The organism is Methanosarcina sp. WWM596 (assembly GCF_000969965.1).
GTDB lineage: Archaea > Halobacteriota > Methanosarcinia > Methanosarcinales > Methanosarcinaceae > Methanosarcina.
Window position 1 is genome coordinate 3,510,092 of sequence record NZ_CP009503.1, and the last position, 26,692, is coordinate 3,536,783.

18 protein-coding genes, 1 pseudogene and 1 CRISPR repeat array are annotated in these 26,692 nt (G+C 43.0%); of the genes and pseudogenes, 12 read left to right on the forward strand and 7 right to left on the reverse strand.

Annotation, left to right across the window (positions count from 1 at the left end):
* Positions 1-7 precede the first annotated feature (7 nt).
* Positions 8-1,465 (reverse strand): annotated as a pseudogene (gene tnpC / locus MSWHS_RS15430) (IS66 family transposase).
* An 84-nt stretch (positions 1,466-1,549) separates the two neighbouring features.
* On the reverse strand, positions 1,550-2,581 hold the full coding sequence (locus tag MSWHS_RS15440) for a glycosyltransferase family 2 protein (protein WP_048159665.1): 1,032 nt from the start codon (positions 2,579-2,581) through the stop codon (positions 1,550-1,552).
* Between the two features lie 348 nt (positions 2,582-2,929).
* Here MSWHS_RS15440 and wrbA point away from each other — a divergent pair, with 348 nt between their 5' ends.
* A complete protein-coding gene (wrbA, locus tag MSWHS_RS15445) occupies positions 2,930-3,559 on the forward strand; it encodes an NAD(P)H:quinone oxidoreductase type IV (protein WP_048128776.1) in 630 nt (209 codons plus the stop codon).
* 147 nt (positions 3,560-3,706) lie between these two features.
* On the opposite strand, the gene MSWHS_RS21070 is transcribed toward wrbA, so the two are convergent.
* Positions 3,707-3,862 (reverse strand): hypothetical protein, encoded by a 156-nt coding sequence (locus tag MSWHS_RS21070; RefSeq protein ID WP_197073959.1) that lies wholly within the window; start codon positions 3,860-3,862, stop codon positions 3,707-3,709.
* Between the two features lie 718 nt (positions 3,863-4,580).
* Between MSWHS_RS21070 and MSWHS_RS15450 the strand changes: the two genes are divergently transcribed.
* Positions 4,581-6,599, forward strand: coding sequence for a glycoside hydrolase family 15 protein (locus MSWHS_RS15450; protein ID WP_156151251.1), 2,019 nt, complete (start codon positions 4,581-4,583; stop codon positions 6,597-6,599).
* A 68-nt stretch (positions 6,600-6,667) separates the two neighbouring features.
* Here MSWHS_RS15450 and csa3 read toward each other — a convergent pair whose 3' ends face one another.
* Positions 6,668-7,270 (reverse strand): CRISPR-associated CARF protein Csa3, encoded by a 603-nt coding sequence (gene csa3 / locus MSWHS_RS15455; RefSeq protein ID WP_048159372.1) that lies wholly within the window; start codon positions 7,268-7,270, stop codon positions 6,668-6,670.
* A 177-nt stretch (positions 7,271-7,447) separates the two neighbouring features.
* Between csa3 and cas3 the strand changes: the two genes are divergently transcribed.
* From cas3 to cas2e, 8 genes are read left to right on the forward strand one after another with little or no spacing between them, the layout of a single operon-like run.
* Positions 7,448-10,201 (forward strand): CRISPR-associated helicase Cas3', encoded by a 2,754-nt coding sequence (cas3, locus tag MSWHS_RS15460; protein ID WP_231585476.1) that lies wholly within the window; start codon positions 7,448-7,450, stop codon positions 10,199-10,201.
* Position 10,202: 1 nt separating this feature from the next.
* Entirely contained in the window at positions 10,203-11,813 is a 1,611-nt protein-coding gene (casA, locus tag MSWHS_RS15465; protein ID WP_052722753.1) for a type I-E CRISPR-associated protein Cse1/CasA, read from the forward strand.
* A gap of 21 nt (positions 11,814-11,834) precedes the next feature.
* Positions 11,835-12,344: a type I-E CRISPR-associated protein Cse2/CasB gene (gene casB / locus MSWHS_RS15470; RefSeq protein WP_231585477.1), complete on the forward strand. Its 510-nt coding sequence runs from the start codon at positions 11,835-11,837 to the stop codon at positions 12,342-12,344.
* Between the two features lie 30 nt (positions 12,345-12,374).
* Positions 12,375-13,460: a type I-E CRISPR-associated protein Cas7/Cse4/CasC gene (gene cas7e, locus MSWHS_RS15475; protein WP_048159375.1), complete on the forward strand. Its 1,086-nt coding sequence runs from the start codon at positions 12,375-12,377 to the stop codon at positions 13,458-13,460.
* A 20-nt stretch (positions 13,461-13,480) separates the two neighbouring features.
* Positions 13,481-14,224 carry a type I-E CRISPR-associated protein Cas5/CasD gene (gene cas5e / locus MSWHS_RS15480; RefSeq protein WP_048159669.1) on the forward strand — a complete coding sequence of 248 codons (744 nt, stop codon included), beginning with the start codon at positions 13,481-13,483 and terminating at the stop codon, positions 14,222-14,224.
* A gap of 1 nt (position 14,225) precedes the next feature.
* Entirely contained in the window at positions 14,226-14,981 is a 756-nt protein-coding gene (cas6e, locus tag MSWHS_RS15485; RefSeq protein WP_048159378.1) for a type I-E CRISPR-associated protein Cas6/Cse3/CasE, read from the forward strand.
* 26 nt (positions 14,982-15,007) lie between these two features.
* A complete protein-coding gene (cas1e, locus tag MSWHS_RS15490; protein ID WP_048159380.1) occupies positions 15,008-15,919 on the forward strand; it encodes a type I-E CRISPR-associated endonuclease Cas1e in 912 nt (303 codons plus the stop codon).
* Positions 15,897-16,205: a type I-E CRISPR-associated endoribonuclease Cas2e gene (cas2e, locus tag MSWHS_RS15495; RefSeq protein WP_231585478.1), complete on the forward strand. Its 309-nt coding sequence runs from the start codon at positions 15,897-15,899 to the stop codon at positions 16,203-16,205. Before cas1e ends, cas2e begins: the two co-directional genes overlap by 23 nt.
* A gap of 117 nt (positions 16,206-16,322) precedes the next feature.
* Positions 16,323-19,706: a CRISPR direct-repeat array (repeat unit 29 nt; unit sequence GAGTTCCCCACACGCGTGGGGATGAACCG).
* 281 nt (positions 19,707-19,987) lie between these two features.
* Here the strand turns inward: cas2e and MSWHS_RS15500 are convergent.
* Both MSWHS_RS15500 and MSWHS_RS15505 read right to left on the reverse strand, forming a co-directional pair.
* Complete coding sequence (locus MSWHS_RS15500) at positions 19,988-20,443, reverse strand: GNAT family N-acetyltransferase (protein WP_231585479.1); 456 nt, start codon at positions 20,441-20,443, stop codon at positions 19,988-19,990.
* An 81-nt stretch (positions 20,444-20,524) separates the two neighbouring features.
* On the reverse strand, positions 20,525-21,748 hold the full coding sequence (locus MSWHS_RS15505; RefSeq protein WP_369798527.1) for a M20 family metallopeptidase: 1,224 nt from the start codon (positions 21,746-21,748) through the stop codon (positions 20,525-20,527).
* Between the two features lie 330 nt (positions 21,749-22,078).
* On the opposite strand from MSWHS_RS15505, the gene MSWHS_RS15510 reads away from it, so the two are divergent.
* Positions 22,079-23,020: a nucleotidyltransferase domain-containing protein gene (locus MSWHS_RS15510; RefSeq protein ID WP_048128770.1), complete on the forward strand. Its 942-nt coding sequence runs from the start codon at positions 22,079-22,081 to the stop codon at positions 23,018-23,020.
* Positions 23,021-23,085: 65 nt separating this feature from the next.
* Here the strand turns inward: MSWHS_RS15510 and MSWHS_RS15515 are convergent, their stop codons facing one another.
* On the reverse strand, positions 23,086-24,639 hold the full coding sequence (locus MSWHS_RS15515) for a PGF-pre-PGF domain-containing protein (RefSeq protein WP_082088245.1): 1,554 nt from the start codon (positions 24,637-24,639) through the stop codon (positions 23,086-23,088).
* A gap of 232 nt (positions 24,640-24,871) precedes the next feature.
* Here MSWHS_RS15515 and MSWHS_RS15520 point away from each other — a divergent pair, with 232 nt between their 5' ends.
* Positions 24,872-26,389, forward strand: coding sequence for a DUF4139 domain-containing protein (locus MSWHS_RS15520; RefSeq protein WP_048159386.1), 1,518 nt, complete (start codon positions 24,872-24,874; stop codon positions 26,387-26,389).
* The last annotated feature ends 303 nt before the right edge of the window (positions 26,390-26,692 follow it).

Below are 26,692 nucleotides of genomic sequence, written 5' to 3' on the forward strand. Positions count from 1 at the left end.
GCAATTATCAGGATAATAGCGGCGCTCCATTGAGCGCCGCTAGAATAGCATCCATTACATTCATGCCATTCTTTTTAATTGAGGATATGTATGCCCTAATTCTGCAGAAAGCTACCGCTCCTTCTATGCTTCGGAAAGTTCCCGAAATTTTCTGTTGTAGCTTCATCATTCTGATGTCTCGCTCTGCTTGATTGTTATCAAACGAAACTCTCAGGTTATTGAGGAATCTCAGAATCGGTTCTTTGTGTATTATGAACCTATCAAGGAGATTCTTTGCTTTTGTTTGTGCTGGTCTTCCTCTCTTTTTCACCTGATCTTTTGAGGGCTCAGGTGGTGGATTTTCCTCGATTCCGTCTTGAATTATTGCATCGTATACTTCCTCGAATTCCCGAACTTTTTCTGGATCTATTGGAATTTCCATCTCTCTGCATTCATCAGTATACTTTTTCATCTCACTGAGGAGTTCATTAATCTCTTTAGCCCATTGCTGTTTAAAATTCTCTTCAATCCCAGTAAGTTCCCTTTTAAGATGAGCGTTGCACAGAGCATGTTCACATCCATACTTGTTGTATGAAGCAAGCCCATCATGAACTGCTACTCCCTTGTATTGCGGAAGAAATCCCAGAGCATCCATTGCTTCTGTCCCTCTTTTTGGGTGTGCGAAATAGTAGGTCCATAGACTATTTGATACTACATGAAGCCACCATTTTGTCCCTAAAATTCTCATTCCTGTCTCATCACAATGTGCAGAATAGGAAGCTAATAGATGTTCCATAACAGCTTTTTCAAAAGGTTTCAGGTTCTGGAAACATTTCTTTTCTGCTCTTTTTATGGTAGCTGGGCTGATACGTATACCGTATACATCCTCTACTAAATCACAAGTCCTTTCATAAGGAATCAATTGATAGTTCCTAAAATACAGAATTGAGGCTAAAAGACGAGGACCATATTGAATTGGGAATTTTATAGACTCTGGAAAAGAGCCTTTGTTAACTTTCCCACAGTGAGGACACTTCTTGATTTCACAACGATGTTCAGTAAATATGATTTTTGCAGGAGGAATTTCAGCTTCTTGTCTGCGTTCATAGTCATCAACTTCAGTATCTTCAAGATGATGACCACAATTTTCGCAGCAGTCCGGTGAATGGACTATGACCTAATCAGGGTTTTCAACCATTTCAAAAGTCTTTCCAGGATGACCTTTTTGGCCACCAGCTTTTTTGCCACTACTTGTGTGGCGACCCTTAGGTTTAGGTTTCTCATTACAAAAAACATCAGTAGAAGGAGGTTTACTGCTATTTTGGCTGTTTTGATTCAAACGAGCCTCTAAAACTCTTACACGTTCTTCAAGTTCAGAAATATGAGAAGCTTGTTTCTCCATGATAGCTTCATATCCTTGGATTTCAACAATAACTGCTTCAGGACCAGCTTCATAGGTTACAAGGATTTCTTCACGTGTAAGCATGATGTTGAAAAAGAGAGTTATTTTATATGCAATTTTTCCTCGGAAAGAGGAAAAATTGCTTTTACTAAAGGTATGGCTGAATAGTTACGATTCTACTTCTTCAAGGGAACCATATCCGGAACTGATCCAGGTATAGGTAACTTTCATCCCAAGAACGAGACCAGAACCCAGGATAAGGGAACCCCCAAGCAGTTCTTTTTCAAGGGAATGGTAGCTGAGCAGCTTCTTGCCTTTTCTGTCATCCCGATATATGCCGTGGATCAGGCCATAGGTTTTCATATATCCGCCAGTTGCCAGGATTTGCCCACCAATGATTAAGAGCATGCTGCCCAGAATAAATGAGTGTAGGCGGTTATATGCAGCACTTTCCGTGAGAAGAAGAGACGCCGTTATGAGAAAACCCAGGATAAACACAAAAGCACCGGGCAGATAGAGGAAAGGGACTGGCCTATACAGCATCATAAACCTTACATGCCGCCAGCCGTCCTGAAAAGAACGAAGCTTGGAGGGAGCTTTGCGTGAATAATAGGTTATAGGTACCTCTTTAATCCTTAGCCCGCATCTTGCAGCTTCAATTATCATCTCGGACGCAAGTTCCATGCCGTGAGTTTTAAGGTTCATTTTTTCAAGGGCTTCTTTCGTAAAAGCCCTCATCCCGCAGTGTGCATCTGAAATTTTTGTTTTGAACAGGAAATTGAGCATTCCGGTCAGGATAGGGTTGCCAATATACTGGTGCAGCCAGGGCATAGCTCCTTTTTTGATTTCACCTTTAAGCCGCGTGCCCATTATGAAATCTGCTTCTCCTGCCATAAGGGGGTCCAGAAATTTATCAAGCTCAAGGAGATCATATGTGTTGTCTGCATCTGCAATAGCAATGTAATCACCCTCCGCTTCGGCCAGCCCTTTGAGGTAAGCATTCCCGTATCCTTTTATCGGGCCTATTACCTTTGCACCCATGGACGTTGCAATCTCTGCAGTTCTGTCCGATGAATTGTCAGCAACGATTATTTCCCCCTCGATATCATATTTTTTAAATATGGTCTGGGCTTTCTGTATGCAAACACGAATAGTTTCTTCCTCATTCATGGAAGGCATTACGATAGAAAGAGAGGGCATGCCCAGCTAATACAACATATCTCCTAATAACTATTTTGATACTTTACATTTATCAGAAGTTTCTTGCTCTCATATTTTCTACAGTATTGTTTGATACCATGTAGTTTGAATCAGGGATCAGAGAGCCTGGGGTATAGTGCAAAGAAATGAAGCTGGACATCTGTTAACAAATTATAGTTTCTGTTAACAAGCTATATAATGTATCAGAAAACTCTTTTTACGAGGGGAGTCTGGAGTTTTCCGGAACTCATAAGTCATTTCAGCACATTTTTATACATAAAAAAGCTTGATTTTTGGGATTTAAACAGTTCGGTTATATTTTTAACTGGTTTTTTACAGAGGGATCGAATGGTTAAAGTGAATATAATATTCTACAGTATGTACGGACATGTCTACAGGATGGCAGAAGCTGTCGCTGCCGGGGCAAGGGAGGTTGAAGGGGCAGAGGTGGGGCTTTATCAGGTACCTGAAACCCTCCCTGAGGAAGTCCTGGAAAAGATGGGGGCAATAGAAACGAAAAGGCTTTTTGCCCATGTCCCTGTGCTGACCCGGGAAATGCATGAAGATGTACTGGCTGGAGCCGATGCATTGATATTCGGAACTCCTACACGCTACGGGATGATGACTGCACAGATGCGCACAGTTTTTGACGGGCTTGGAGGTTTATGGAGTAGAGATGCTTTTGTAGGAAAAGTGGGAAGCGTTTTTACTTCCAGCGGAACGCAGCATGGGGGGCAGGAATCCACAATCCTCACATTTCATGTTACCTTGCTTCACCTTGGAATGATCATCGTCGGGCTTCCATATGCTGAAAAAAGGCAGACACGAATGGATGAAATCACAGGCGGTAGTCCATATGGAGTGTCAACAATTGCTGGACAAGGTGGAAGCCGCCAGCCGTCAGAAAATGAACTTGCAATGGCCCGTTATCAGGGGAAGCATGTAACTCAGATTGCAAAGAAAATCTCTGGAAAATAAAAAGGAAGTTGTGGTTTTCAAATAAAATTTTAAGTTTTCACAATAAACAGTTAGTTACTTAAAAATAAAAAGAGATGGAAAACGTTCCCTTCTATCAGGGTGTTTCCCTTTCAGTTTTTTAAGTTATTTTTCCTGAAATAAGAATTCTTAGCCATAGTTTGGTAAGACACTGCCTCTGCGCTCAAATCTGTCCTGAGCTGTTGCCAGGCATGCCAGAGTGCAGTATACTGCTTTTTCCTCGGCACTCTTGAGGACAAAGAATTCGTTCCCGCAAACGGGGCATATTTTTTTTACGTAAACCATAGTAGACACGCATATTTTTGTATGTGGGTACTTCTTTTAAAGACTTAATTTTTGTAAATCATACTAACAAGAACTCAATTAAATATAAACTTTCTTATGAATTTTATATATATCTTTAATAAGAATTTAAAATCATTTCCACGGGCTGGTTCCGTAATATTCACAAAAATCGTATTCATCAAATACATGTTTTTTCTATCTTTAAATTTGGTATCCATATTTATTTACAAGTTTGTACCGGAAGATGATCTATTTTAAGGCTAAAGTTGTTATTTTCCCGGATCTTTCCTTTCCCTTAAATATTTCAACGATATATTCAATTCTTATAAAGACTTAAATTCAAAAATAGATTCGATTTCTCTGGTCAGCTGAGGTACATCCTGCGCTCTTCGAACTTAAGCTCAGAGCATGTTCAGCACACCGATAGAATTTAAAAAGAGGTTCAACCTTTATGACCAGCTGTAAAAATGGTTAAGTTTCAATGAATTCTGGGTCCAGAGGACAGTATCTGTTTATTTCAAAAGACAGTACAGGTTTATTTATAAGTATGGCTCAAAAAAGAATATTAAGTTCTCAAAGTGAAATATGTTAACCGGGTAAACCACAACACTGATCATGTTTACTTTGATTTCTCATGTTTGCGTTGGTTTCTCATGATAGAACTTGATCAAAGAAGAGTACAGAATAGAATTCGAAATAATATAAAATAGAGTCGGAGGTGTTTGAAATTAGGCCGCTGATTTTTGGAAATGGAAAAATCCTGATTTGTGAAGATGAGAAAGGGACTATAAGGGATGTCTATTTCCCATATGTAGGGCTTGAGAATCACGGGAACTCGATAAAGGTCGGTGTATGTGACCTTGATTCCCTTTACTGCAGCTGGCTTGAAAACTGGAAGATCCGGCAGCGGTACAAATCAGATTTCGAGGAGAATTTCTGTAGCAGGATTCTCGAAATCTCAGGAACGCAGGAAGAGTCCGGGGCAAATAAAGAAGAGGCGGCTAATGAAAAAGTGCCTGAAATCTGCATGGGTGCTGTTTCAAATATAGGAGAGACTGTATTCGAAAACCCTGAGCTCGGGCTCCAGGTTACGATCTGGGAGGTCGTCCATCCTTCAGTGAACATTTTTTACAGGACCTATGAAGTCAAAAATATCTCGAATTCTTCCAAACACCTGCGTCTTTTTTCCAACCAGAACTACCGGATTCTTGAAAACAAGATTGGAGAAACCGCTGTAATTGATAAACAGACCCTCATCCACTACAAGCGCGACCGCTATTTCCTGCATTCGAGTGACCCCCCCTTTGACCAGCATGCTACAGGGACTGCAGAGTGGAAGGGGCTTGAAGGCACCTGGAAAGACATGGAAAATGATGCAAGTCTCAGTGGAAACCCCGTAGCTCACGGCTCGGTAGATTCCACTCTCGGCTGGACTCTGCCTGAACTGAAAGCCGGAGAGTCAACAAGGGTGCATTTCTGGATCGTTTTTGGAAAAAAGTATTGCAATATACTTAAGATCCATAAAAGAGTAAAGGCAGCCGGAAGAAGCTCTCTTTTCCACCACAGCTTCAATTTCTGGAATTCTTTTGTCGAGAGGGTTTCCGTCCTCCCGGAGTTTGCCTGGATGCCGCAGCTTCCGGAAAGAGTCTCAAAATGTTTTTACCGCAGCCTCCTTGCAGTTGTCGCCCACATGGATATAACGGGTTCGGTGATAGCGTCCTGTGACTCGGATATCAAGCAGTTTGGGGCAGACCTCTACTCCTACTGCTGGCCCAGAGACGCAGCCTGGGTCTGCCTTGCGCTTGATCGGGCGCGGTACCATCACCTGAGTACGGAGATATTTGAATTTTTCTCCAGGACCATAACACATAGAGGCAACTTCCTCCACAAGTATACCCCTGCAGGAGATTTCGGGAGCACATGGCATCCTGTGCCCATGGTCCAGATTGATGAAACAGGGCTTCCCCTCTATGCCCTCTACAACAACTGGGAGCTTGCAAGGAGTGTGTGGACTACAGGCAGGTATTACAGAGAGCTTGTCCTTCCCGCAGCCAATTATCTTACAAAAGCCCTGGACAGGGAAACCAACCTTCCCATTTCGAGCTTTGACCTCTGGGAGGAGCGAAAAGGTGTGCATACCTACAGCGCCTGCACCGTCTATGCCGGCCTCTACGGAGCCTGCGAACTCTCCCGTTCCCTTGGGGATTATGACAACGCAGATGTCTGGGGGGAAGCAGCAAACCGTGTTAAACAGGCAGTCCTTGAGAAGCTTTATGATGATAAACTCAAGCGGTTCCGGCGTTCCCTCGATGATCCTACTCTTGACTCATCGGTGTTTGCGGTCTGGTACTTCGGGCTTCTCTCACCTGAAGACCCCAAAGTCGTCCGCACAATGGAAGCAATAGAAAGCGAACTCATACGTCCCTCTGGTGGAATTGCCAGGTATCTCGACGACAGCTACTACGGCTACATGAACAGCTGGATTATCTGTACTCTCTGGCTGTCCCAGTGGCACTCTGCAACAGGGAACCTGAAAAGGGCTCTTGAGCTTCTTGAGTGGTGTGCAGCTCATACTCACCCGACAGGCCTTATGTCCGAACAGGTGGATGATAGAGGAAACCCCCTTTCGGTCCTGCCACTGGCCTGGTCCCACTCAGCTTTTGTGCTTGCTGTGCTGGAGTATCTGCAAGCCCTTGAGAAAAGAGATGGTGGAACCTGCAGTTTACCGGAAAAATGAAGGCAGTTCTAATATATGCTTTCTGTTTAATCCATATGGGGAATAAATTGCGTCCATATTCTTCAATCTCAAATTGATGCAATTCTTCCAGCATCAGTTAAAATATATCCATTTTCTCCATCGGCTATATATCCCATTGCCTTTAGTTCCCGAAGGTGGTTGTAGGTCATTCCTTTCGAAATGCCGGCAATTGCTGCAATCTGAGAAACTGAAGAAATCTCTTTATGGATTTCTTCAAGTATCAATTTTTTAGTATCCGAAAGGTTGAAACTCAGCACCGGAAAATCAATCATAAAACTGTCCTCTTCGGTCACATACACAATTCTCTGCACCATATCATTTCTTGCATACGCTCCAAAAAGTGCCCCAAAAGCCTGCGGTTTCCGACCTCCCGAAACGTTGACAACGACCTGGTTGCCTCTCGCATGCTCATCTTCAATGATTTCTGCAACATCTTTTGCAACCCGCACAGTGTCATAAACTGCTGTATACTTTTTCTTAACTTCAAGCGCATTTTTAAAAGTTTTTTCAATCATTTCTTCGGACTGCAACTTTTTATCGTTCGCTCCTTCCTCTGACAGCAATATAATCTTCGAAGGAGCAAGGCGTGTCACACAGATAATGACGGGTTCAAGGGAATATATTGTGGAGATTAGTGTAAGCTTTGCCATCAGATGCTTAGTATTGCTGAATTGGGTTAAATGTTTTACTATACAGGTTATATATTAATAATTTATTTAATACGCAGTTTATTATAATTATAATTAGAAATGTATATATATTATGTTTACTATGAATGTTTTGGGTTTACACATCTAATTTGGACATGAATCATATCGGATGATAATATGGAAAATTCATACAATTATTCAATGTTTGATAATTGGGGAAAATCCGGCTTTATTGAAAAAGATGAACAAGGTTATCATTTACTTGTATATCATTGTTTGGATGTTGCAGCTGTTGGGGCTGTATTGCTAGAACACGACAAACTTTTGGCAAAAAAGATGATGGAATTAACAGGTCTTAACAAGGAAGAAAACCTATCTCTCATTCCCTTTCTTTTAGCTCTACATGATTTAGGAAAATTTTCGGAAAGGTTCCAGAACCTTAAGCCAGAGTTGTTAAAAGAACTTCGCCATTATGAAAGTGATAAGGCCTACATACTGCGGCATGATAGTATGGGATTTTTCATATGGGGTTCTATATGGAAAAGAATATGGAATGAAAATTGCCTTAATTTGAATAATCTGAATTATGATATCTATGATTGGAATTTAGCAATTGAACCATTGATCAAAGCAGTAGCCGGTCATCATGGGAAACCCCCACAGTATGATATTCACGGGGTTCCTGTAAATTGTAAAGAGCTTTTCATAGAAGAGGATCTTGAAATTGCCTATTTTTTTGTAAAAAGTGTATTTCAGTTGTTTTCAGGTACAAACTTTAATGCTGCAATAAAAGATGAAGAAGGAGATCCTTTTGAAAATCTTATATTGAAATTTAAAAAGTCTTCTTGGGTACTTGCAGGTTTTACGGTATTATGTGATTGGGTAGGGTCCAACAACAATTTTTTTAGATATATTTCTGAGCCAATGCCACTTGATGAATACTGGAACAGATATGCACTTAAAAATGCCCGGGAAGCACTGAACAGTTCTGGAGTTCTGCCTTCTATTGTTTCTTTGAATACAGGGATGGAAATTTTGTTCCCTAAAATTTTAACCCCTAGTCCATTACAATCCGATGTATCTTCATGTCCTCTCGAATCAATTCCTCAACTCTTTATAATAGAAGAAGCGACAGGAAACGGGAAAACTGAAGCTGCATTAACCCTTGCACACCGGCTGATGGCATTAGGGCTTGCTAATGGAATATTTGTAGCACTACCTACTATGGCAACATCCAATGCGATGTACGATAGGCTGGTAAAGACATACAGAAGTTTTTTTCAGAAAAATTCGGATCCTTCGCTAGTATTAGCTCACAGTAGCAACTATCTCTCTGATGAATTTCGGACTTCAATAGGTTTTAGCGAAGTAGAGGGGCGTAAGCAATACTGCAGGAATGGAACAACAGAAGATGAAACAATTTCGGCTCAGTGCAGCAAATGGATTGCAGACAGCCGAAAAAAAGCCTTGTTAGCTGACGTGGGGGTGGGAACTGTAGACCAGGCTATAATGGCAGTTCTTCCTACATATCATCAGTCTCTGAGAATCCTTGGCTTAACTCGCAGTGTAATAATAGTTGATGAGGTTCACGCCTATGATTCATATATGAATACTTTATTATGTAAATTGCTTGAACTCCACGCTTCTCTTGGGGGCAGTGCGATCCTTCTCTCTGCGACTCTTCCTGTAAAACTTCGACAGAGATTGACAGATAGTTTTTGTAAAGGATTGGGAGTAATGTGTGGAGATCTGAAAGAAACAGCTTATCCGCTCCTGACGCATGTAAGTGAGATAGATGCAAAGGAAATTCAAATTGGCACTCGTGAAGGAACTGGAAGAACAATTTACGTGGAATTTTTCAATAAACAGACTTCAGTTGAAGAGAAAATTGTTAATTTTTCGAAAGAAGGTAGGTGCGTTTGCTGGATAAGAAATACTGTTGATGATGCGGTTGAAGCTTATGAAAAACTTGTAAGTATACTTGGAGAAGAAAATGTAGATCTTTTCCATGCACGCTTTGTCATGGGAGAACGCTTAGAAATCGAAAACAGAGTATTGAAGGCTTTTGGTAAAGAATCCAATGAATCAACACGCAAAGGAAAAGTTCTTATCTCAACCCAGGTAGTAGAGCAATCATTAGACCTTGATTTTGATTACATGGTCAGCGATCTTGCACCAATGGACCTGTTGATCCAGAGAATCGGTAGACTCCAAAGGCATCCAATACATGGTAGCCAGAGAGTGCCTGTATTCGGCATTTTTGCTCCAGAGCTTACAGAAGATCCACAGGAAAACTGGTATGCTGACTTTTTTCCTAAAGCAGCTTTCGTATACCCCAACCACGGCAGGCTCTGGCTTACGGCCAGTTTGCTTGCAGAAAAAGGACAATTCACTGTCCCTCAGGACTTGCGTTTTTTAATTGAGAGTGTTTTTGGAGAACGTTCTATAGAAAAAATTGCTCCAAATTTAAGGGTGTGGGAAGACAAAGCAGAAGGGGAGTCAAGAGCAAAAATTGATACAGCTAATTTGAATTCGTTGAATTTTCAGGAAGAATACAAAAGGACGCTTAATCAATGGGTTGATGATCTTATAACACCGACTCGGCTTGGTGAAGAAACAGTATTAGTTAGACTTGCAAAATGGAATGGAAAACAGCTTAGTCCTTTCTTTGAAGATGAGCGTTATTCCTGGGAATTGAGCCAAGTAAGCATAAGAAAAAACAAGATTAAAAAAGCTGGAAACTATGAGAATATACTGGAAGTTGAAGTCAAAAAAGCACTGGATACGATGCCGGATAGGGGAAAGTGGTCTATACTTATTCCGATGTCCCAGGCAGGTAATAATGAATGGACTGGCGTTGCTTTAGATGAATACAATAACGAAGTACAGGTACGCTATAACTCGAAAATCGGCTTAAGTATAGAAAAATAAGATGGAGGGAAAATACATCACATTTAACCTGATTCGTGATGAGTGGATACCGATCCAAAGAAAGGACGGGACAAAAGAAATTATTGCGCCCTGGCAGCTCACTCGAGGGCTTGAATCCGAAAATCCTATTACGGAATTGGCTTCTCCTCGTCCTGATTTTAATGGAGCTCTTATACAATTCCTTATAGGTCTTGTGCAAACGGCAATGCCTCCAAAAAATGAAAGAGCTTGGAAAAATGTATTGATTAATCCACCATCACCAGAGATCTTGAAAAAAGCTTTTGAGAATGTAGCTCATGCTTTTGATCTTGATGGTGATGGAGCACGTTTTATGCAGGATTATGAGCTCAAAGTTGAAAATTTCAAGAAAAAAGACGAAAATTCTATCGAAATGCTCTTGCTTGAAAGCCAGGGAAGAGACTTATTTATTAAAAGCGGAACCGTGAAATCTATTTGCAGGCCCTGTCTTGCTATGGCTCTGTTTACATTACAAACAAATGCACCTCAAGGGGGGCGTGGTCACCGCACATCATTGAGAGGGGGAGGCCCGCTAACGACGATAGTTAGGGGGGAATATCTCTGGCATACTATCTGGCTAAATATTATCGAAAGTGAAGAATTTGATAATGAAAAACATGGAAACGCTATGAAAACTAATGATGCCGATATTTTCCCTTGGATGGCGCCAGCTTGTACAAGTGAAAACGGTAGAGAGGTTTATCTTTCTAATGTAAATCCTGCTCGTGTTTTCTGGGCTGTACCTAGAAGATTAGTAGTTGACTATTCACAAAATGAAAAAGACTGTGTATGCGATATTTGTGGATGTAGTATGAGAAACCCGGTAAGTAGCTATTTTACTAAATCATATGGAGAAGCGTATGGAGCATTATGGAGGCATCCTCTCACTCCTTATTATAATAATAAAGAGAGACAATTTCCTTGTCATGTAGGTGAGGGGGGAATAACCTACAGACACTGGCCGGGATTTGTTTTTAATAATAGTGAAATGGGAGAAAACGCTTTAACAATTAATAAATTTCACGAAAGAAGATTAAAGCTTTCATATATAGATTCTTTTTTTAAACATGAACCTCGGATTTGGTTTTTTGGGTATGATATCCACAATAATATCCTTACAAGATGTTGGTATGAAGGGCAAATGCCTTTAATTACAGTGGAAGAAGATTTCAAGGAAAGTTATGAGCAAACAATAATACAATTAGTAAAAATTTCTGAATATGTCGTGAGTAACATAAAGAGTTGCATAAAGCTTGCAATTTTTGATCCAAACCACAATGTAAACGGAAGTTTTTCTTTTATAGAAAGTCGATTCTGGAAAGAAACGGAATCTAAATTTTATGATTTTCTCTATGAACTATATAAATTAGTATTAAATGGGGAAAATAAAGCCGAAATGAAATTGAACTGGTTAAAATATTTGTCAACAACGGCTTTGAAATTATTTGATGAGTATTCACAATCGGATTTTATAGGAATTGTAAATCCTGAACGAATAACACGTGCTCGCAAAAACCTTTTAATATACAATTCAAAGAACTCGAAAAAAGTAAGGGATATTTTAGATTTGCCTATTGAGAACCTAAAGAAATGAAATAAATATAGGTGATGTAGAGTGGAAAATAAGAATGCTATATCCTTTTCTTCCGACCCGACGGCCCGCCAGATATTGTTTGAATGGTGGAAAAATCTTGATGAAAATAGAGGAAAGAGAGCAGATTTGAGACGCTGTCATAATATCGATGAGATTGCTTTTACTCCTTCGTTTCATAGTTTAAGAAAAGAACTGTACGAATTCAGAATAAATCAGGAGGCGTTGGCTACAATCGCTGGTGTGCTTTCTTACGTCAAAAGTAACGATACAAACTCAAACTTTCCAGTCCAAATGGCGACACCTAAAGTCGGAAGCCAGAAAGCTGCAGTAAGCGATCTACGATTCAGAAGGTTGCTCGCAGTAGAAGATAGAAATGAATTGTTTGCAACAATGAGACGTGTAGTTCGACTCCTTGAAGGACATGTAAATATTTTCGATCTTGCAAACAGCATTTACTGGTGGAACGAACGCACAAAAAAGCAATGGGCTTATGGTTATTATGGAAATGTACTTGTTGAAAAGAAAAAGTAAATACTTTATAAATATATGGAGGAAACTAAATTGACAGACTTTATACAATTACATATACTTACGTCGTACCCCCCTTCTAACCTTAATAGGGATGACCTTGGAAGACCAAAAACTGCAGTAATGGGAGGAACCCAGCGCTTGAGAATCTCTTCCCAAAGTTTAAAGAGAGCTTGGAGGACTTCGGATATCTTTATGGAGGCACTTTCAGGTCATGTAGGTATCAGAACAAAAGAAATGGGAAATTTCGTTTACAAGGCTCTAACAACTGGTGTAAAATTGACTGAAATTCTTGAAAGAAAATCTGAGTTTTCGATATATCCTAAAATGGAGGAAAAGAAAGCCGGAGATATTTCAAAACAGATTGCATCAGTATTTGGAAAATTGAAAAAGGGAGGATTTGAAATAGAGCAGCTTGCTCACTTCAGTCCTGAAGAAATAGAAACTATAGAGAATCTGATTATAGATCTGGCACAAAGCGACGGGGAACTTACCGAAGAAAATATAGGTATTTTGAGAAAAAAGAACACTGCAGTTGATATTGCAATGTTTGGAAGAATGCTTGCAGCTAATACCCAGTATAACGTGGAAGCTGCTGTGCAGGTTTCTCATGCAATAACAGTCCATAAAGTTGCCGTCGAAGATGATTTCTTTACAGCTGTAGACGACCTCAATAATGGAGAAGAAGATATGGGTTCTGGACACCTTGGGGAAACTGAGTTTGCTGCAGGTTTGTTTTACATTTATACATGCATAAATCGTGATTTACTCAAAGAGAATCTGGGAAGAGACGAGGAACTTACTGAAAAAGCACTTAAGGCGCTTGTGGAGGCGGCTTTAACTATCTCACCCACTGGAAAACAAAATAGCTTTGCTTCAAGAGCTTATGCTTCTTATGTGCTTGCAGAAAAAGGAACACAGCAGCCGCGTTCACTTTCTGTTGCATTCCTGAAGGCCCTGGAAGAAAAAGATCTCCTTGGCAGTACTATTAAAGAACTCAATAATACCCGTGAAAAAATTGAAAGTGTTTATGGGAAATGTTGTGAGCAAAAAGAGGAGATGAATGCTTATACAGGTGAAGGGTCAATTCAGGGAATTTTGAAGTTTGTAGCAGAGTGAATCCAGCTGAAGGTGAAAAGATGAAAAGCTACCTTCTCTTTCGGCTTTATGGGCCACTCGCTTCCTGGGGAGATATAGCTGTAGGAACCCATCGCCCTTCATATGACCATCCTTCAAAGTCCGCGGTCATGGGACTTCTTGCAGCGGCAGTTGGTATCCGCAGGGATGAAGAAAATAAGCATAGGGAACTTGCTGAGGCATATAATTTTGCCGTACTTGTGAATTCTCCCGGAGTTTTTTTACGGGACTACCATACAGCACAGATTCCCTCAGTCAGTTCAATAAAAAAACAGAAACATATTGATACTCGAAAAGGAGAGCTTGGAGTAGAGAAAGAAAAGTTAACAGCGGTCCTCTCTTCAAGAGATTATTATAGTGACTCCTTATATACAATTGCTATTTGTTCAAAAGAAGAACACTCTGAAGCTTTTCCTTATCCTCTGGAACTACTTGAAAAGAAATTAAATGAGCCTGAGTTTGTTTTGTACCTGGGAAGAAAATCCTGCCCTCTGGCCCTCCCTGTTGAAGCAAAAATAATAGATTGTAATGGCCTTAAGGAAGCTTTCGATAAAGTGGAGTTCAAATGTGAGCCTTTACTGAGATTATTGAAAAAACAAAAACAAGCAAGGCTTTACTGGGAAGGAGAAGAGAATGGATTGATACCGATTCATACTATTATGCGTAGGGATCTTACTCTGAGCCGCAAAAGGTGGCAGTTTGCCGATAGAAAGGAGCATTACATGATGCTAGAACTGGGGGAATAAAATGTACATAAGTAGAGCAAACCTAAAACCTGATGTTGCAACAAATAAAAAATTTTGGACTCTCTCCAGAAATTTTGGAGATATTTATAAGGTTCATCGTGTCATATGGTCTTTTTTTGCAAATGCTCCAGACAAACAAAGAGATTTTTTGTATAGACAGGATGAAAAAAATGGTTTCCCCTTATTTTACATAGTGTCGGAGCAAGAACCGGACGCAAATATTGATTTATGGCAGATAGAATCAAAGGAATACAAACCTCTGCTTTCCGTGGGTCAGAAGCTCATTTTTTCGTTGCGTGCCAATCCTATTGTAACAAGGTGGAATGAAAAAGGAGAGCATAAACGACATGATATTGTGATGGATGCAAAAAACAAGATGAAAAAAGAAGGAGTTCCAAAAGATGAGAGACTCAAAATCCCCGAAATCGTCCAGGAAGAAGGCTTTGAGTGGCTCAGAAAAAAGGGAATCAGCAATGGTTTTGATGTAGAGAAAGGACAGGTAATATCTACAGGTTATCGATGTAATAGGTTCTATAAGCCCAAAGGAAAAAACAATGGGTTCGAAGGAAAATACGATGAATCTGAAAGGAAGTATCTGGAACCAAAAAGAAAGCATAGTGTTAACATAAGTACCATTGATTTTTCTGGAGTATTAACTGTAACAGATCCAGAATGTCTAACGAACGTACTCTACAAAGGGATTGGTCCTGCAAAAAGTTTTGGATGTGGGTTAATGCTTATTCGTCCTGTGAGGTAAGATGAACTGCAGTGGGGACTTCTAACATGCTTCCGAAACTGAAACCCATAACAATAAAAGAAAGATTTTCCCTGTTGTTTCTGGAAAGGGGTGAACTTGATGTTATAGATGGAGCCTTTGTCCTTGTGGACAAAAATGGTGTCCGAATGCAGATTCCGGTTGGGGGAATTGCGTGCCTGATGCTTGAGCCTGGAAGCAGGGTATCGCATGCAGCAGCAGTTCTTGCAGCTCAGGTTGGCTGTCTTCTGATCTGGGTTGGAGAAGCTGCGGTCAGGCTTTACTCTGCCGGTCAGCCTGGAGGAGCAAGAGCTGACCGTTTGCTTTATCAGGCACAGCTTGCCCTGGATGATGAGGCGCGAAGAAAAGTAGTCCGAAAAATGTATGAGATGCGCTTCAATGAGAAAATGTCGGAGGACTACAGCGTAGAACAAATGAGAGGAATAGAGGGATCAAGGGTAAAAAAACTTTATGGACTTCTGGCGAAGCGAGCAGGAGTAGAATGGAATGGCCGCTGTTATGACTATACGGATTGGGACAGCGGGGACCTGCAAAATAAATGTTTGAGCTCTGCCACTTCCTGCCTTTACGGAGTTACCGAAGCTGCAGTCCTCGCAGCTGGTTATTCGCCTGCAATCGGATTCATTCATACCGGAAAGCCCAGGTCTTTTATTTATGACATCGCTGATCTTTTTAAGTTTGAAACTGTTGTGCCTGTAGCTTTTCAAGTAGCGGCCAAAAACCCTTCGAATCCTGAAAGAGCTGTAAGGGTTGCCTGCAGGGATGTATTTAGAGAAACAAGGCTACTGAAAAAAATAATCCCAGCCATAGAAGAAGTTCTAGCTGCCGGAGGTCTCTCCATTCCTGAAGAGCCTCCAGAATCCCTTCCTCCCGCAATTCCAAATGAAAGGGGACTTAATGATGCTGGTCATCGTCCTTGAAAACACAACACCCAGACTGAGAGGAAGACTGACTCTCTGGCTTCTGGAAATTAGGGCCGGAGTATATGTAGGAGAGTATTCGGTCAAAGTAAGAGATATGATATGGAAGAATGTAGAAACCGAATTCAATGACGGAAATATTCAAGGAAGCGCGATTATGATCTGGTCAGCAAGAAATGAAATTGGATTTGATTTCAAAGTCCTGGGTGAAAATCGCAGAATCCCAAGAGAAATGGATGGAATAAAATTAATATCCTTTATGCCCGAAACTAAAGTAGAAGAATAAATTAACCGGAGACATCATGTTTTTTAAAGATCACAGATTTTATATTATAGCTAATATATTAAAATTTTTATACGTCAACGGAAAATTTATTCCTAGTTCTAATATAAAAGATAAACAGAGTTCCCCACACGCGTGGGGATGAACCGCGCCAGCATGTAAAAAACGTTTCCAATCATTGGAGTTCCCCACACGCGTGGGGATGAACCGATGGGATGAAAAAAAAGGAGAATGGACGTTAAGAGTTCCCCACACGCGTGGGGATGAACCGCTGCCTGTGTAACTTGACTCACACTTATTTTTGAGTTCCCCACACGCGTGGGGATGAACCGGTCTCCAGATCCTGGACCCTGGAACTGCTTCGGAGTTCCCCACACGCGTGGGGATGAACCGCCGGGTATTTCCTGCCATGTCCTTAACTTCTTGAGTTCCCCACACGCGTGGGGATGAACCGTAAGAGATTGAATTCAATTACCCCGTCTTTGCGAGTTCCCCACACGCGTGGGGATGAACCGATTATTATAGATGTTATCCGGAGCTGTCAAACGAGTTCCCCACACGCGTGGGGATGAACCGTTCTTTTTGAATACAACGACTCGCAAACATGGGAGTTCCCCACACGCGTGGGGATGAACCGTTGTGCTTATACCTTTGCCTGAACAATTCGTTGAGTTCCCCACACGCGTGGGGATGAACCGCCGAAATTAAAACCCATACCTGTAATTCCCCCGAGTTCCCCACACGCGTGGGGATGAACCGTCTCAAAAATCCAGATAATACTCTGGTAGTTAGAGTTCCCCACACGCGTGGGGATGAACCGACGTGCCCCTATGTGAAACTCTCCGGTCATAAGAGTTCCCCACACGCGTGGGGATGAACCGAACTATTATAGAGTTCCCCAGGGTTCCTACCCGAGTTCCCCACACGCGTGGGGATGAACCGTCTCTCCCTTTTCCTCTGTCATATACTGTTCAGAGTTCCCCACACGCGTGGGGATGAACCGTTGAAAAAGTAGTCAAACAAAAATACTATTCCGAGTTCCCCACACGCGTGGGGATGAACCGGTTTCACGCTTGCAAATAATGATTTACCCCCAGAGTTCCCCACACGCGTGGGGATGAACCGAAGCCGCAGCAAAGAGGGTAGACTCATTTATTGAGTTCCCCACACGCGTGGGGATGAACCGTCCCTGCGGCGACTCCTCCCAAATTACTTTAGGAGTTCCCCACACGCGTGGGGATGAACCGATTATTGAGGTGTGTTTAATGCCGTGTCCGTAGAGTTCCCCACACGCGTGGGGATGAACCGCAATGGATGATACACAGATTGTAGTGCGAGAAGAGTTCCCCACACGCGTGGGGATGAACCGTGCTAGCACATGGATACAAACGACAATGCAAAGAGTTCCCCACACGCGTGGGGATGAACCGACTTCTCAGATAGAGCCGTAGACGAGCTTATTGAGTTCCCCACACGCGTGGGGATGAACCGATTGGCCTGCTATTGTCAGGAAATATGAATTAGAGTTCCCCACACGCGTGGGGATGAACCGGATTACAGGGCAAATTATGGGGGGTCTGGACTGAGTTCCCCACACGCGTGGGGATGAACCGTCGGAATAATCCGCAATTCCGGTTATTGCTTCGAGTTCCCCACACGCGTGGGGATGAACCGATTATTTCCGCAAATGTCGAAATTACAGAAACGAGTTCCCCACACGCGTGGGGATGAACCGAAGGGTTATTAAAAGAAATGGATAATCGCGGTGAGTTCCCCACACGCGTGGGGATGAACCGTTGTATATCTCACAGTGAAACCGGACGAGAAAGAGTTCCCCACACGCGTGGGGATGAACCGGATATCGGGTTTCTGTATTTTCCCCTTGTTGGGAGTTCCCCACACGCGTGGGGATGAACCGGAACGCACCTCATTGTTACGGGCTGGACTTCGGAGTTCCCCACACGCGTGGGGATGAACCGACACACAGGACCGCCTACATTCGTTTTTAAGAGAGTTCCCCACACGCGTGGGGATGAACCGTCAGGGTATATGTAAAAAACGTCTTTGAAGGAGAGTTCCCCACACGCGTGGGGATGAACCGCAAGTAGGACGGCAAAACTTTCTGAAGCCGCCGAGTTCCCCACACGCGTGGGGATGAACCGGATTACGATTTCCGTTCCTGATGAACTAAAAGGAGTTCCCCACACGCGTGGGGATGAACCGGGCCAACGATAGCAGCTAATAGGATTTATGATGAGTTCCCCACACGCGTGGGGATGAACCGGACATCCGAGAAGGGGCAGTGACAGACTATGAGAGTTCCCCACACGCGTGGGGATGAACCGGAGGGATTACAACGTTAGTACCTGACCATCTGGAGTTCCCCACACGCGTGGGGATGAACCGTTGCTTATCAGAACCACGCTGTCGCCACCGTGGAGTTCCCCACACGCGTGGGGATGAACCGGTCACATAGACCTTCATAATTGTCTTCCCCCCGAGTTCCCCACACGCGTGGGGATGAACCGAATGACGTTGAAAAAACAAATGACGTTGAAAAGAGTTCCCCACACGCGTGGGGATGAACCGAATTTTCACTTCGAGTACTGTAAATGATGGAAGAGTTCCCCACACGCGTGGGGATGAACCGGCTTAACAACCACTGAGAAAGCTGAAATCGCCGAGTTCCCCACACGCGTGGGGATGAACCGTTGAATTTTGGCTTTAATTGTCAAAGAGTGCCGAGTTCCCCACACGCGTGGGGATGAACCGGTTCTCAAATTTGTTTCATTGGATTCGATGAGGAGTTCCCCACACGCGTGGGGATGAACCGCCGTGGTTTTTTACAACTGAAATGTAAGGGGAGAGTTCCCCACACGCGTGGGGATGAACCGATCGAATAACCCATTTTTGAAATTAATATACCGAGTTCCCCACATGCGTGGGGATGAACCGGCAGCCCAGGAAGCAGCCGCTAAATTAGCCGCGAGTTCCCCACACGCGTGGGGATGAACCGCCGGTTACTAAAACGCCACTCCTTGATCTGATGAGTTCCCCACACGCGTGGGGATGAACCGCTTAACGTCTCTGTATCCAACTGCTTTAGTGCGAGTTCCCCACACGCGTGGGGATGAACCGTAATTGGAGCATATTGAATATAGAAAGTGAGAGAGTTCCCCACACGCGTGGGGATGAACCTCAGAGGAAGATACTGCAACTGGAAAATCGAACGAGTTCCCCACACGCGTGGGGATGAACCGGTCGAGGTTGACACAAAACAGCAGTTAGTAATGAGTTCCCCACACGCGTGGGGATGAACCGACTGGATGAGAGAAAAAGAGGATATCGCAATTGAGTTCCCCACACGCGTGGGGATGAACCGTATTTCATCAACCGTATGCCCACACACAAAAAGAGTTCCCCACACGCGTGGGGATGAACCGTGCCGTCTCTTCAGGTCTCCGCTGAAAAAACCGAGTTCCCCACACGCGTGGGGATGAACCGTTCAGCGCTCAACTTTTCATTATATCCCACTTTCCGCAGTATTTTTCGTATATTCATTATTTTTCTTGCTATCGATTTTTGTCCTAACGTGAATTTATCGGATTTCTATGCAGGAGTTAAAAATGACTATACGGTATGTTCAGAGACCAAAAAACTTAATATTCAATTTTTATTCAAATTTCAGTTTGGGTATATTAATTGAGAATTTTTGAAAAACGCTATCGTAAAAAATATTGATTTTCAAAAAAATACTGCGGAATGTAGGTTATATAGTTGTGAGTTCACAATTCTTTTTCGTAGTATAGGTATCCTTCTTCCTCTTTTACGAAAGTAAAACCGTTCTTGAGATACATGCCTATCGCTTTTTGAAGGGTTGAATCGGTTTTAAGCACGGCACCTGAACAGTTTTTTCCGGCAAAATCCAGAGCTGCCTGAAAAAGTTTCTCTCCGTTACCTTTGCCCCTGAAGCCCTTTTTTAGGTAGATGCGCCTGATTTCACAGAGGTCCCCATTAAGTTTGCGGACTCCTGCAGTGCCCACCACTCTACCATCGGCTAGGCCTACAAAAAAGGTGCCTCCTTTTGTAAAATAGTAACCTTTGATGTCTTTCAGGTCCGAATCTTTAAGCCTGTCGTACTCAAAGCCGTGTTCAAGCAGGACTTCAAGGACAACGTCCCTAACCTCTTCTTTTCTGGATTCGTCGTACCTCTGGATTATCATGTGTATTATCTCCTGCATTATCTCCTGCAGGCATGCAGCATTCCTGTTTCCTGTTCAGCTTTCTTGGTATTCTTTCTTCTGGTCAGTTTGCAGGATTTTTCAGGTGGTTCCCAGGTATCTCTCCGGATTTTTCAGGAAATCAAGGGCAAGGGTATGAAAGATCTTTGTACCCGTCAGCAGGATCTCTTCATCAATGTCAAATCGGCAGGAGTGATTGATTTCCAGGATTCCTTTTTCGGGATTCCGGGTGCCCAGGGAGAGGAAGATCCCGGGTACTTTTTGCAGGTAACTTGCAAAGTCTTCGGCGGCAAAGGTCTTTTCCATTTCCGGGTAGAGTACAAGTTCCGGGAAGCTTTCCTTCAGTTTTGAATATGCAGCTTCGGTGAATACGGGATCATTGACCAGGACAGGATATCCGTGGTAGATGTCGAGATCATAGGCAGGAAAACCTGAAAACTCTTCTCCTGCTTTTATGTATTTTTCCATGACTTCGTCCAGACAGCTCTTTATTATTTTGTCGATGATCTCCGTGGTCTCGTTGTCAAAGGTCCTGTAGCTCCCGAGGATTTCGACAGTGTCCGGGGTCCTGTTAAACTGGGCTCCTCCCCGGATCCTGCCTACCCCCAGGACGTACTTTTCAGGCTCGAGGTTCGCTTGTAGGGCAGGGTAGATACTACTTATGAAGTCAGTTGCCATTCTGACGGTATCAATGCATTTTTCAGGTAATGATATATGGCCTCCTTTTCCTTTAAAGATGACTTCAAGACGGTTGGTGCTTGCCATAAACGGTCCGGGGCGGAAGCCCACACTGCCTGATTCATGGTGGGTAAAGAGGTGCATACCGATGACAGCATCCACGCCCTCAAGCCCCCCTTCGGCAATAACCCTCTCCGAGCCACCGGGAGGAATCTCTTCTGCAGGCTGGAAGATCAGGCGAACTTCCCCTGGAAAGTCTCTCTTTTCTAAAAACAGCCGGGCAGCCCCAAAAATCATTGCCATATGCCCGTCGTGCCCGCAGGCGTGCATAATCCCCTCGTTTCTGGAGATATAGTCTCCGTTCCTTTCTCCCGCTTCTTCCTGAACCTGCAGTCCGTCCGTGTCCGTACGAAGGGCAATGCAGGGGCCAGGCACTGTGCCCCGGATGCTTGCAAGCACGCCGGTATCCGCAATCTTCCTAGCTTCTATACCCAGTTCTCCAAGAATTTTCAGAATTCTCTTCTGGGTTTCATATTCTTTGAAACTGAGTTCAGGGTATCGGTGAAATTCTCGCCTCAGCCGGATAATCCAGGCTTCAAGCGCTTCTGCACTTGGATCATCTCTCAATCTTATTACCTCGGATTTTCTGCACATGCAGCTTATTCCGTTTATTTTTTCGATAATATTCAGTTCCTTTATTTTTACTCCTTCAGTATATATTACTCCAGGTATATATTACTCCATTTTTTACCTATCAATTCAAAATTAAAATAATGACAGTTAAATACATGAATGGTACAATACATTTTATCCTGCTTAAAGTCATTATAAAGTCTTTGCAATGTTATTATAAAGTGTTCTTAATTGAAATCAACAGTGTTCTCAACTGAAGGCCAATCTGCGGCAGTTACATTTAGCAGATCCTAATATTCTTCACAGGTTTCAGGGATGATACAAATGCTCAAAACACGCCTCAGGGATTTTCTTCTTACAAAAGATGAATGGTTTTTTGCGGTTTCTGACTATTTCCGTAATGATGGAATAAGAGCCACACTCCGCTACGTTCCGGATGAAAACGGGGAGAGGGAGTTAAACGGGAAAAGGTACAAAAAATACGATTTTGGTCCGGCGTTCGAATTCATGAAGAAAAACAGGCCTGAATGGGTACAGGACGTGCACGTTGTCCCGGAATCCGAGGTAAAACAGGTACTGCATCCCTATGACTGCATTCCGGAGCTTGTGAATTCTGACAGCCGTGTAAGGGCAATTGTAAAGGTGCTTGACATGGCAGAAATTCCCCGGACAAGTATGGGAGTTACGGGTTCAATGCTCGCAGGCCTGCAGAACGAGAGCTCTGACGTTGATTTTGTTATCTACGGTCCTATGTGGTTCAGGGCAAGGGATGCCATAACCATTGCAAAACAGCAGGAGGGCCCTATCGAAGAGCTTGATGAGGACATGTGGCAGAGGATCTACAGGAAAAGAATCCCTGAGATTTCTTTTGACGAATTCATGCTGCACGAGTCCAGGAAAGGCAACCGTGGCATGGTAGAGGGCACGTATTTCGACCTTCTCTTTGTAAGGGAATGGGACCAGATTAAAGAGCCTCCGCAGAGGGGAAAAGATACCGTCAAAATGAAAATCGAAGCCGAGGTCAAAAACGCTGACTTTGCCTTTGACAGCCCTGCCTATTACAAAGTAGAACACGAAGAAATCGACCATGTGCTCTCCTATACTCATACATATGCAGGTCAGGCTCTCCCCGGAGAAATCATAGAAGCCCGTGGGGTGGTCGAAAAAGTTGGAAACATGAAGCGGCTGGTCGTAGGCACCTCAAGGGAGCCAAAAGGAGAATGGATCCGGTCCCTTACCTGGCTTGAGAATTGTGGATATATTTGATATTAGTAGAAATCCTCCTCCCGGCCGAAGAAATATTTTTCCTACTCCGGGAACAGTTTTTCAATCTAAAATATTTGTAGTTCAGTCATCTTGAGCGTAGCGAAAAGGAAGCGTACTCCTGAGGCACAATTCGGGCGTGACAGGAATGACTTTAAATAGCTTATTAAGTTGTACGGGTCAAATGAAATCCTGGTTCCAGGAGAGTCTTCATAGGCTTTTTCATTATTCGAAACCAGGTTTTCTTCATCTTCTTCCAATATTTCTCCTGTGCCCATCATATTACTTCCTCTATTTCTAATCGGAGTTATCACTATCACTTGAGTATTTTTTTCCGGGCTTGAGATTGCAAAAGGCGAAAATCCCGGGGTTTCTGCGGTAAAGTAGAAGTAGTCCTGATCTTTTCCGGTCAGGGTTGTGGGCAGCGCATTCCATGTATTGTTGCTGTACCTGTACAGGGTCATTGTGTTTTCACTTATGCCGTTTTCGGAGAGCCATGTCTGTTTTACTCTGAAGCTTATCCTGGCGTTTTCAAGGTTTTCAGAACTTGAAAATCCACTGTTTCCAACCCATATATTCAGGTTCTTGTAGACGGTTCCGGGGGCAGGTTCTTTCACTATTACGGACGTGTTCTTCAGCATCTCCACAATTGTGGGTGTTTTCCCGAAGTTCTTTTTCGGGTCAAACTCAACAGTAATTATTTCGTTTGTCTCTCCTTTGAAGGTGTAACAGGTGTGAATTCCTTTGAAGACCTGCTCATTTGAAATCTCCTTGAGCTCTATATTCCTTGTTGATTCTGGAGAGCCTCCCCCACCTCCTCCTCCGCTACTTCCACTGCTTCCGCTGCTTCTCCCGCTTTCTTTGGAATAAGAGTTTTTCTCCGTAACTGTGATATAACCTGTTTTTGTCTCAGTATCATTTCCGTAGGTCGTGTTAGCCGCTATGAGAGTAACAGTATAGGTGCCCGGAATTTCATAGGTCCATGACGGATTTATCTCTGAAGAGTCGATGCTTCCGTTTCCATCAAAGTCCCATTCCCATGAATCTGGGTTGTTTGTACTTAAGTCCGTGAACTGGACTGTAAGAGGTGCGATTCCGGAGAGGGGGTTTGCGGAAAATCCGGCTTCAGGAAGAGGGTATATGACTATTATCCCCGAGGCTCCTATAACAGGCACGGCGGAGATGGAATACGCTGAAACATTGCCTGATATTGTAAAATTTCCGGGTTCAGAAGCTGAAGGCACTGTGACCCTGTACACAACAGTTTTTTTCCTGCCTGGTTGAAGGCCCTCTACCCAGATCCATTCCAGGGTAGACTCTTTGAAAGTTTCAGTATTTTGGAACACAGCCCCATCGCTTTCAATTATGCTTATATTCCATCCATCAGGAAGGTTTTCATCAAGAGTAGGGGCTTCAATATACTGGTCTGTCCATATGTGTACGGTTACTGTGAAGGTCCCACCTGCATAAACCGTTCCTGCAGAAATCTCCCTGCTCGCCTCAATTTCAGAGGCTGAAACTGGAAGTATAGTTACTGCAAAAAATAGAATAAGTATAAGACCGGAAATAAAATTTGAGATTTTGATCCGGTTTTTTACTCTAAGGGTCTCAATTGTTTTCATGAAAACGAGTCCTTTAGTTTTCTCGGGCTTATCGAGCATCTATCTCAATTTATATATTCCGTGTTGGCCTATATTATTATAACTGTTCATCGCCTTATTTTTATTATACCTTTGAGGGGTATTTTATTTGCAGTGTCATAAGGCTTTGAAAAGCTAGGAATGCAGAAGGATAACTTCAAGTGAATCCGCAGTCAAAGTCACATATAAATAAAACAGTGGTCTATTATCTGTTATGATAACAAGAAAAAGTTATCTATGGATTGCTCTGGTTTTTATCGGAGTTGTGGCCACAGCTGCAGCGTTTGCGTCTCCCGAATCTACTGAAGGCACGATTCAGGCTGATGAGCAAGAAACCGCTGCTAGTGGAAGAGAAATCGCTGCAAATGGAATTGAGTCTTCTTCGAGTGTACTAACAAAAGTAAAACCTTCAAATCCTCTGGAATTTCTTACTGCCGGAGCCGTGGGAACTGATGCAGCTACCGAGGTTACGGTTTACAACGATAATCTTGCCCTTGTGAAAGAGCGTAGGGAACTCGATTTAAAGACCGGGGTCAACAGCGTTGAGTATACGGATGTTGCCGCTCTCATTGATCCTACATCGGTTATGTTTGAGGACACAAAGAACAAAAACACTGCCGTGCTTGAACAGAACTATGAGTATGACCTTGTAAGCAGTTACAAACTTCTTGATAAATTCCTGGGAAAGGAAATCACAGCAACTGAAAAGGAAGGTGCGACATACACAGGGACTCTTCTCAGCCATGATGGCGGGGTTGTGCTCAGTCTGAGTGATGGAAAGGTTGTAAGTCTCACAGAAGTCTCTAAATTTGAGTTTCCTGACTCAGCAGGGTTGCTTACAAAACCCACTCTGGTCTGGCAGGTTTATTCTCCTGTAGCAGGCAGCCGGGATGTACTTACTTCCTATCTTACGGGTGGTATGAGCTGGAGGGCAGACTATATCGTAAAGACTAATGTGGATGATACAAAGGCTGATATCCAGGGCTGGGTCAGTGTCGACAATGGGGCAGGGACCACCTATGAAGATGCCAAATTGAAGCTCGTTGCAGGGGAAGTTCACCGTATAGCTGTACCACAGCCAAGATATTATGATGTGATTGTAGAAGAGGAAGCAATGTACTCAGGGGCAAAGGACAGCTTTGTTGAGGAATCCCTCTTTGAGTACCACCTGTATACCCTGGAAAGGCCTGCTACCCTGAAGAACAACCAGATCAAGCAGCTTTCCCTGCTCTCTGCAGACGCTATACCTGTGGAAAAGGAACTCATCTTTGATGTTTCAAAAAGCGATAAAGTGCAGGTAGCCCTGAACCTCGAAAATTCAAAAGAAAAGGGCCTTGGAATGCCTCTCCCTGCAGGGGTTGTCAGGGTATACAAAGCTGATTCCGAAGGGCAGCTCCAGTTCCTTGGAGAAGACAATATAGACCACACCCCAAAAGATGAGGAAGTCAAGGTAATTGTCGGAAACGCTTTCGATGTAACAGGCACCAGAACCCAGACCGATTACAAAAAGGTGAGCACTGACGTCTGGCGGGAAAGTTATGAGATTGAATTAAAGAACCATAAGGTAGAGGCCCAGAAAGTAAGGATTGTAGAACATTTCTACGGGGACTGGGAAATTTCCACAAATTCCGATTCTTATGAAAAGACGGATGCATTCACTGCCGAATGGGAAGTAACCGTGCCTGCAGACGGTTCTAAAAAAGTCTCTTTCACAGTGGAACGCAGATATTGAACCCGGACTGAAAGTGACCAATATATTCAAAGAATCTTTCTACTTGTTTCAAAAATTACTCCCTTTTTTTCATAATGGGGAGTGATTAGTTTTTTTATTGTTTTTCCCGGGGTTTACTGCACTAAATCGGTTTTTTCGGGATCAAAAGCTTTTTTTTATAGTAGGGCTTCTGCAATGTCCTGGACTTCAGTATAAGAGATTTTATAAGATTAACCCATATAATCATCTGTTTGAATTATCTCTTTAGTGATTCTGTTTTGCTTCAGCTTCTCTTTTTTAGGGCTGGATAGGTCATTGATAGAT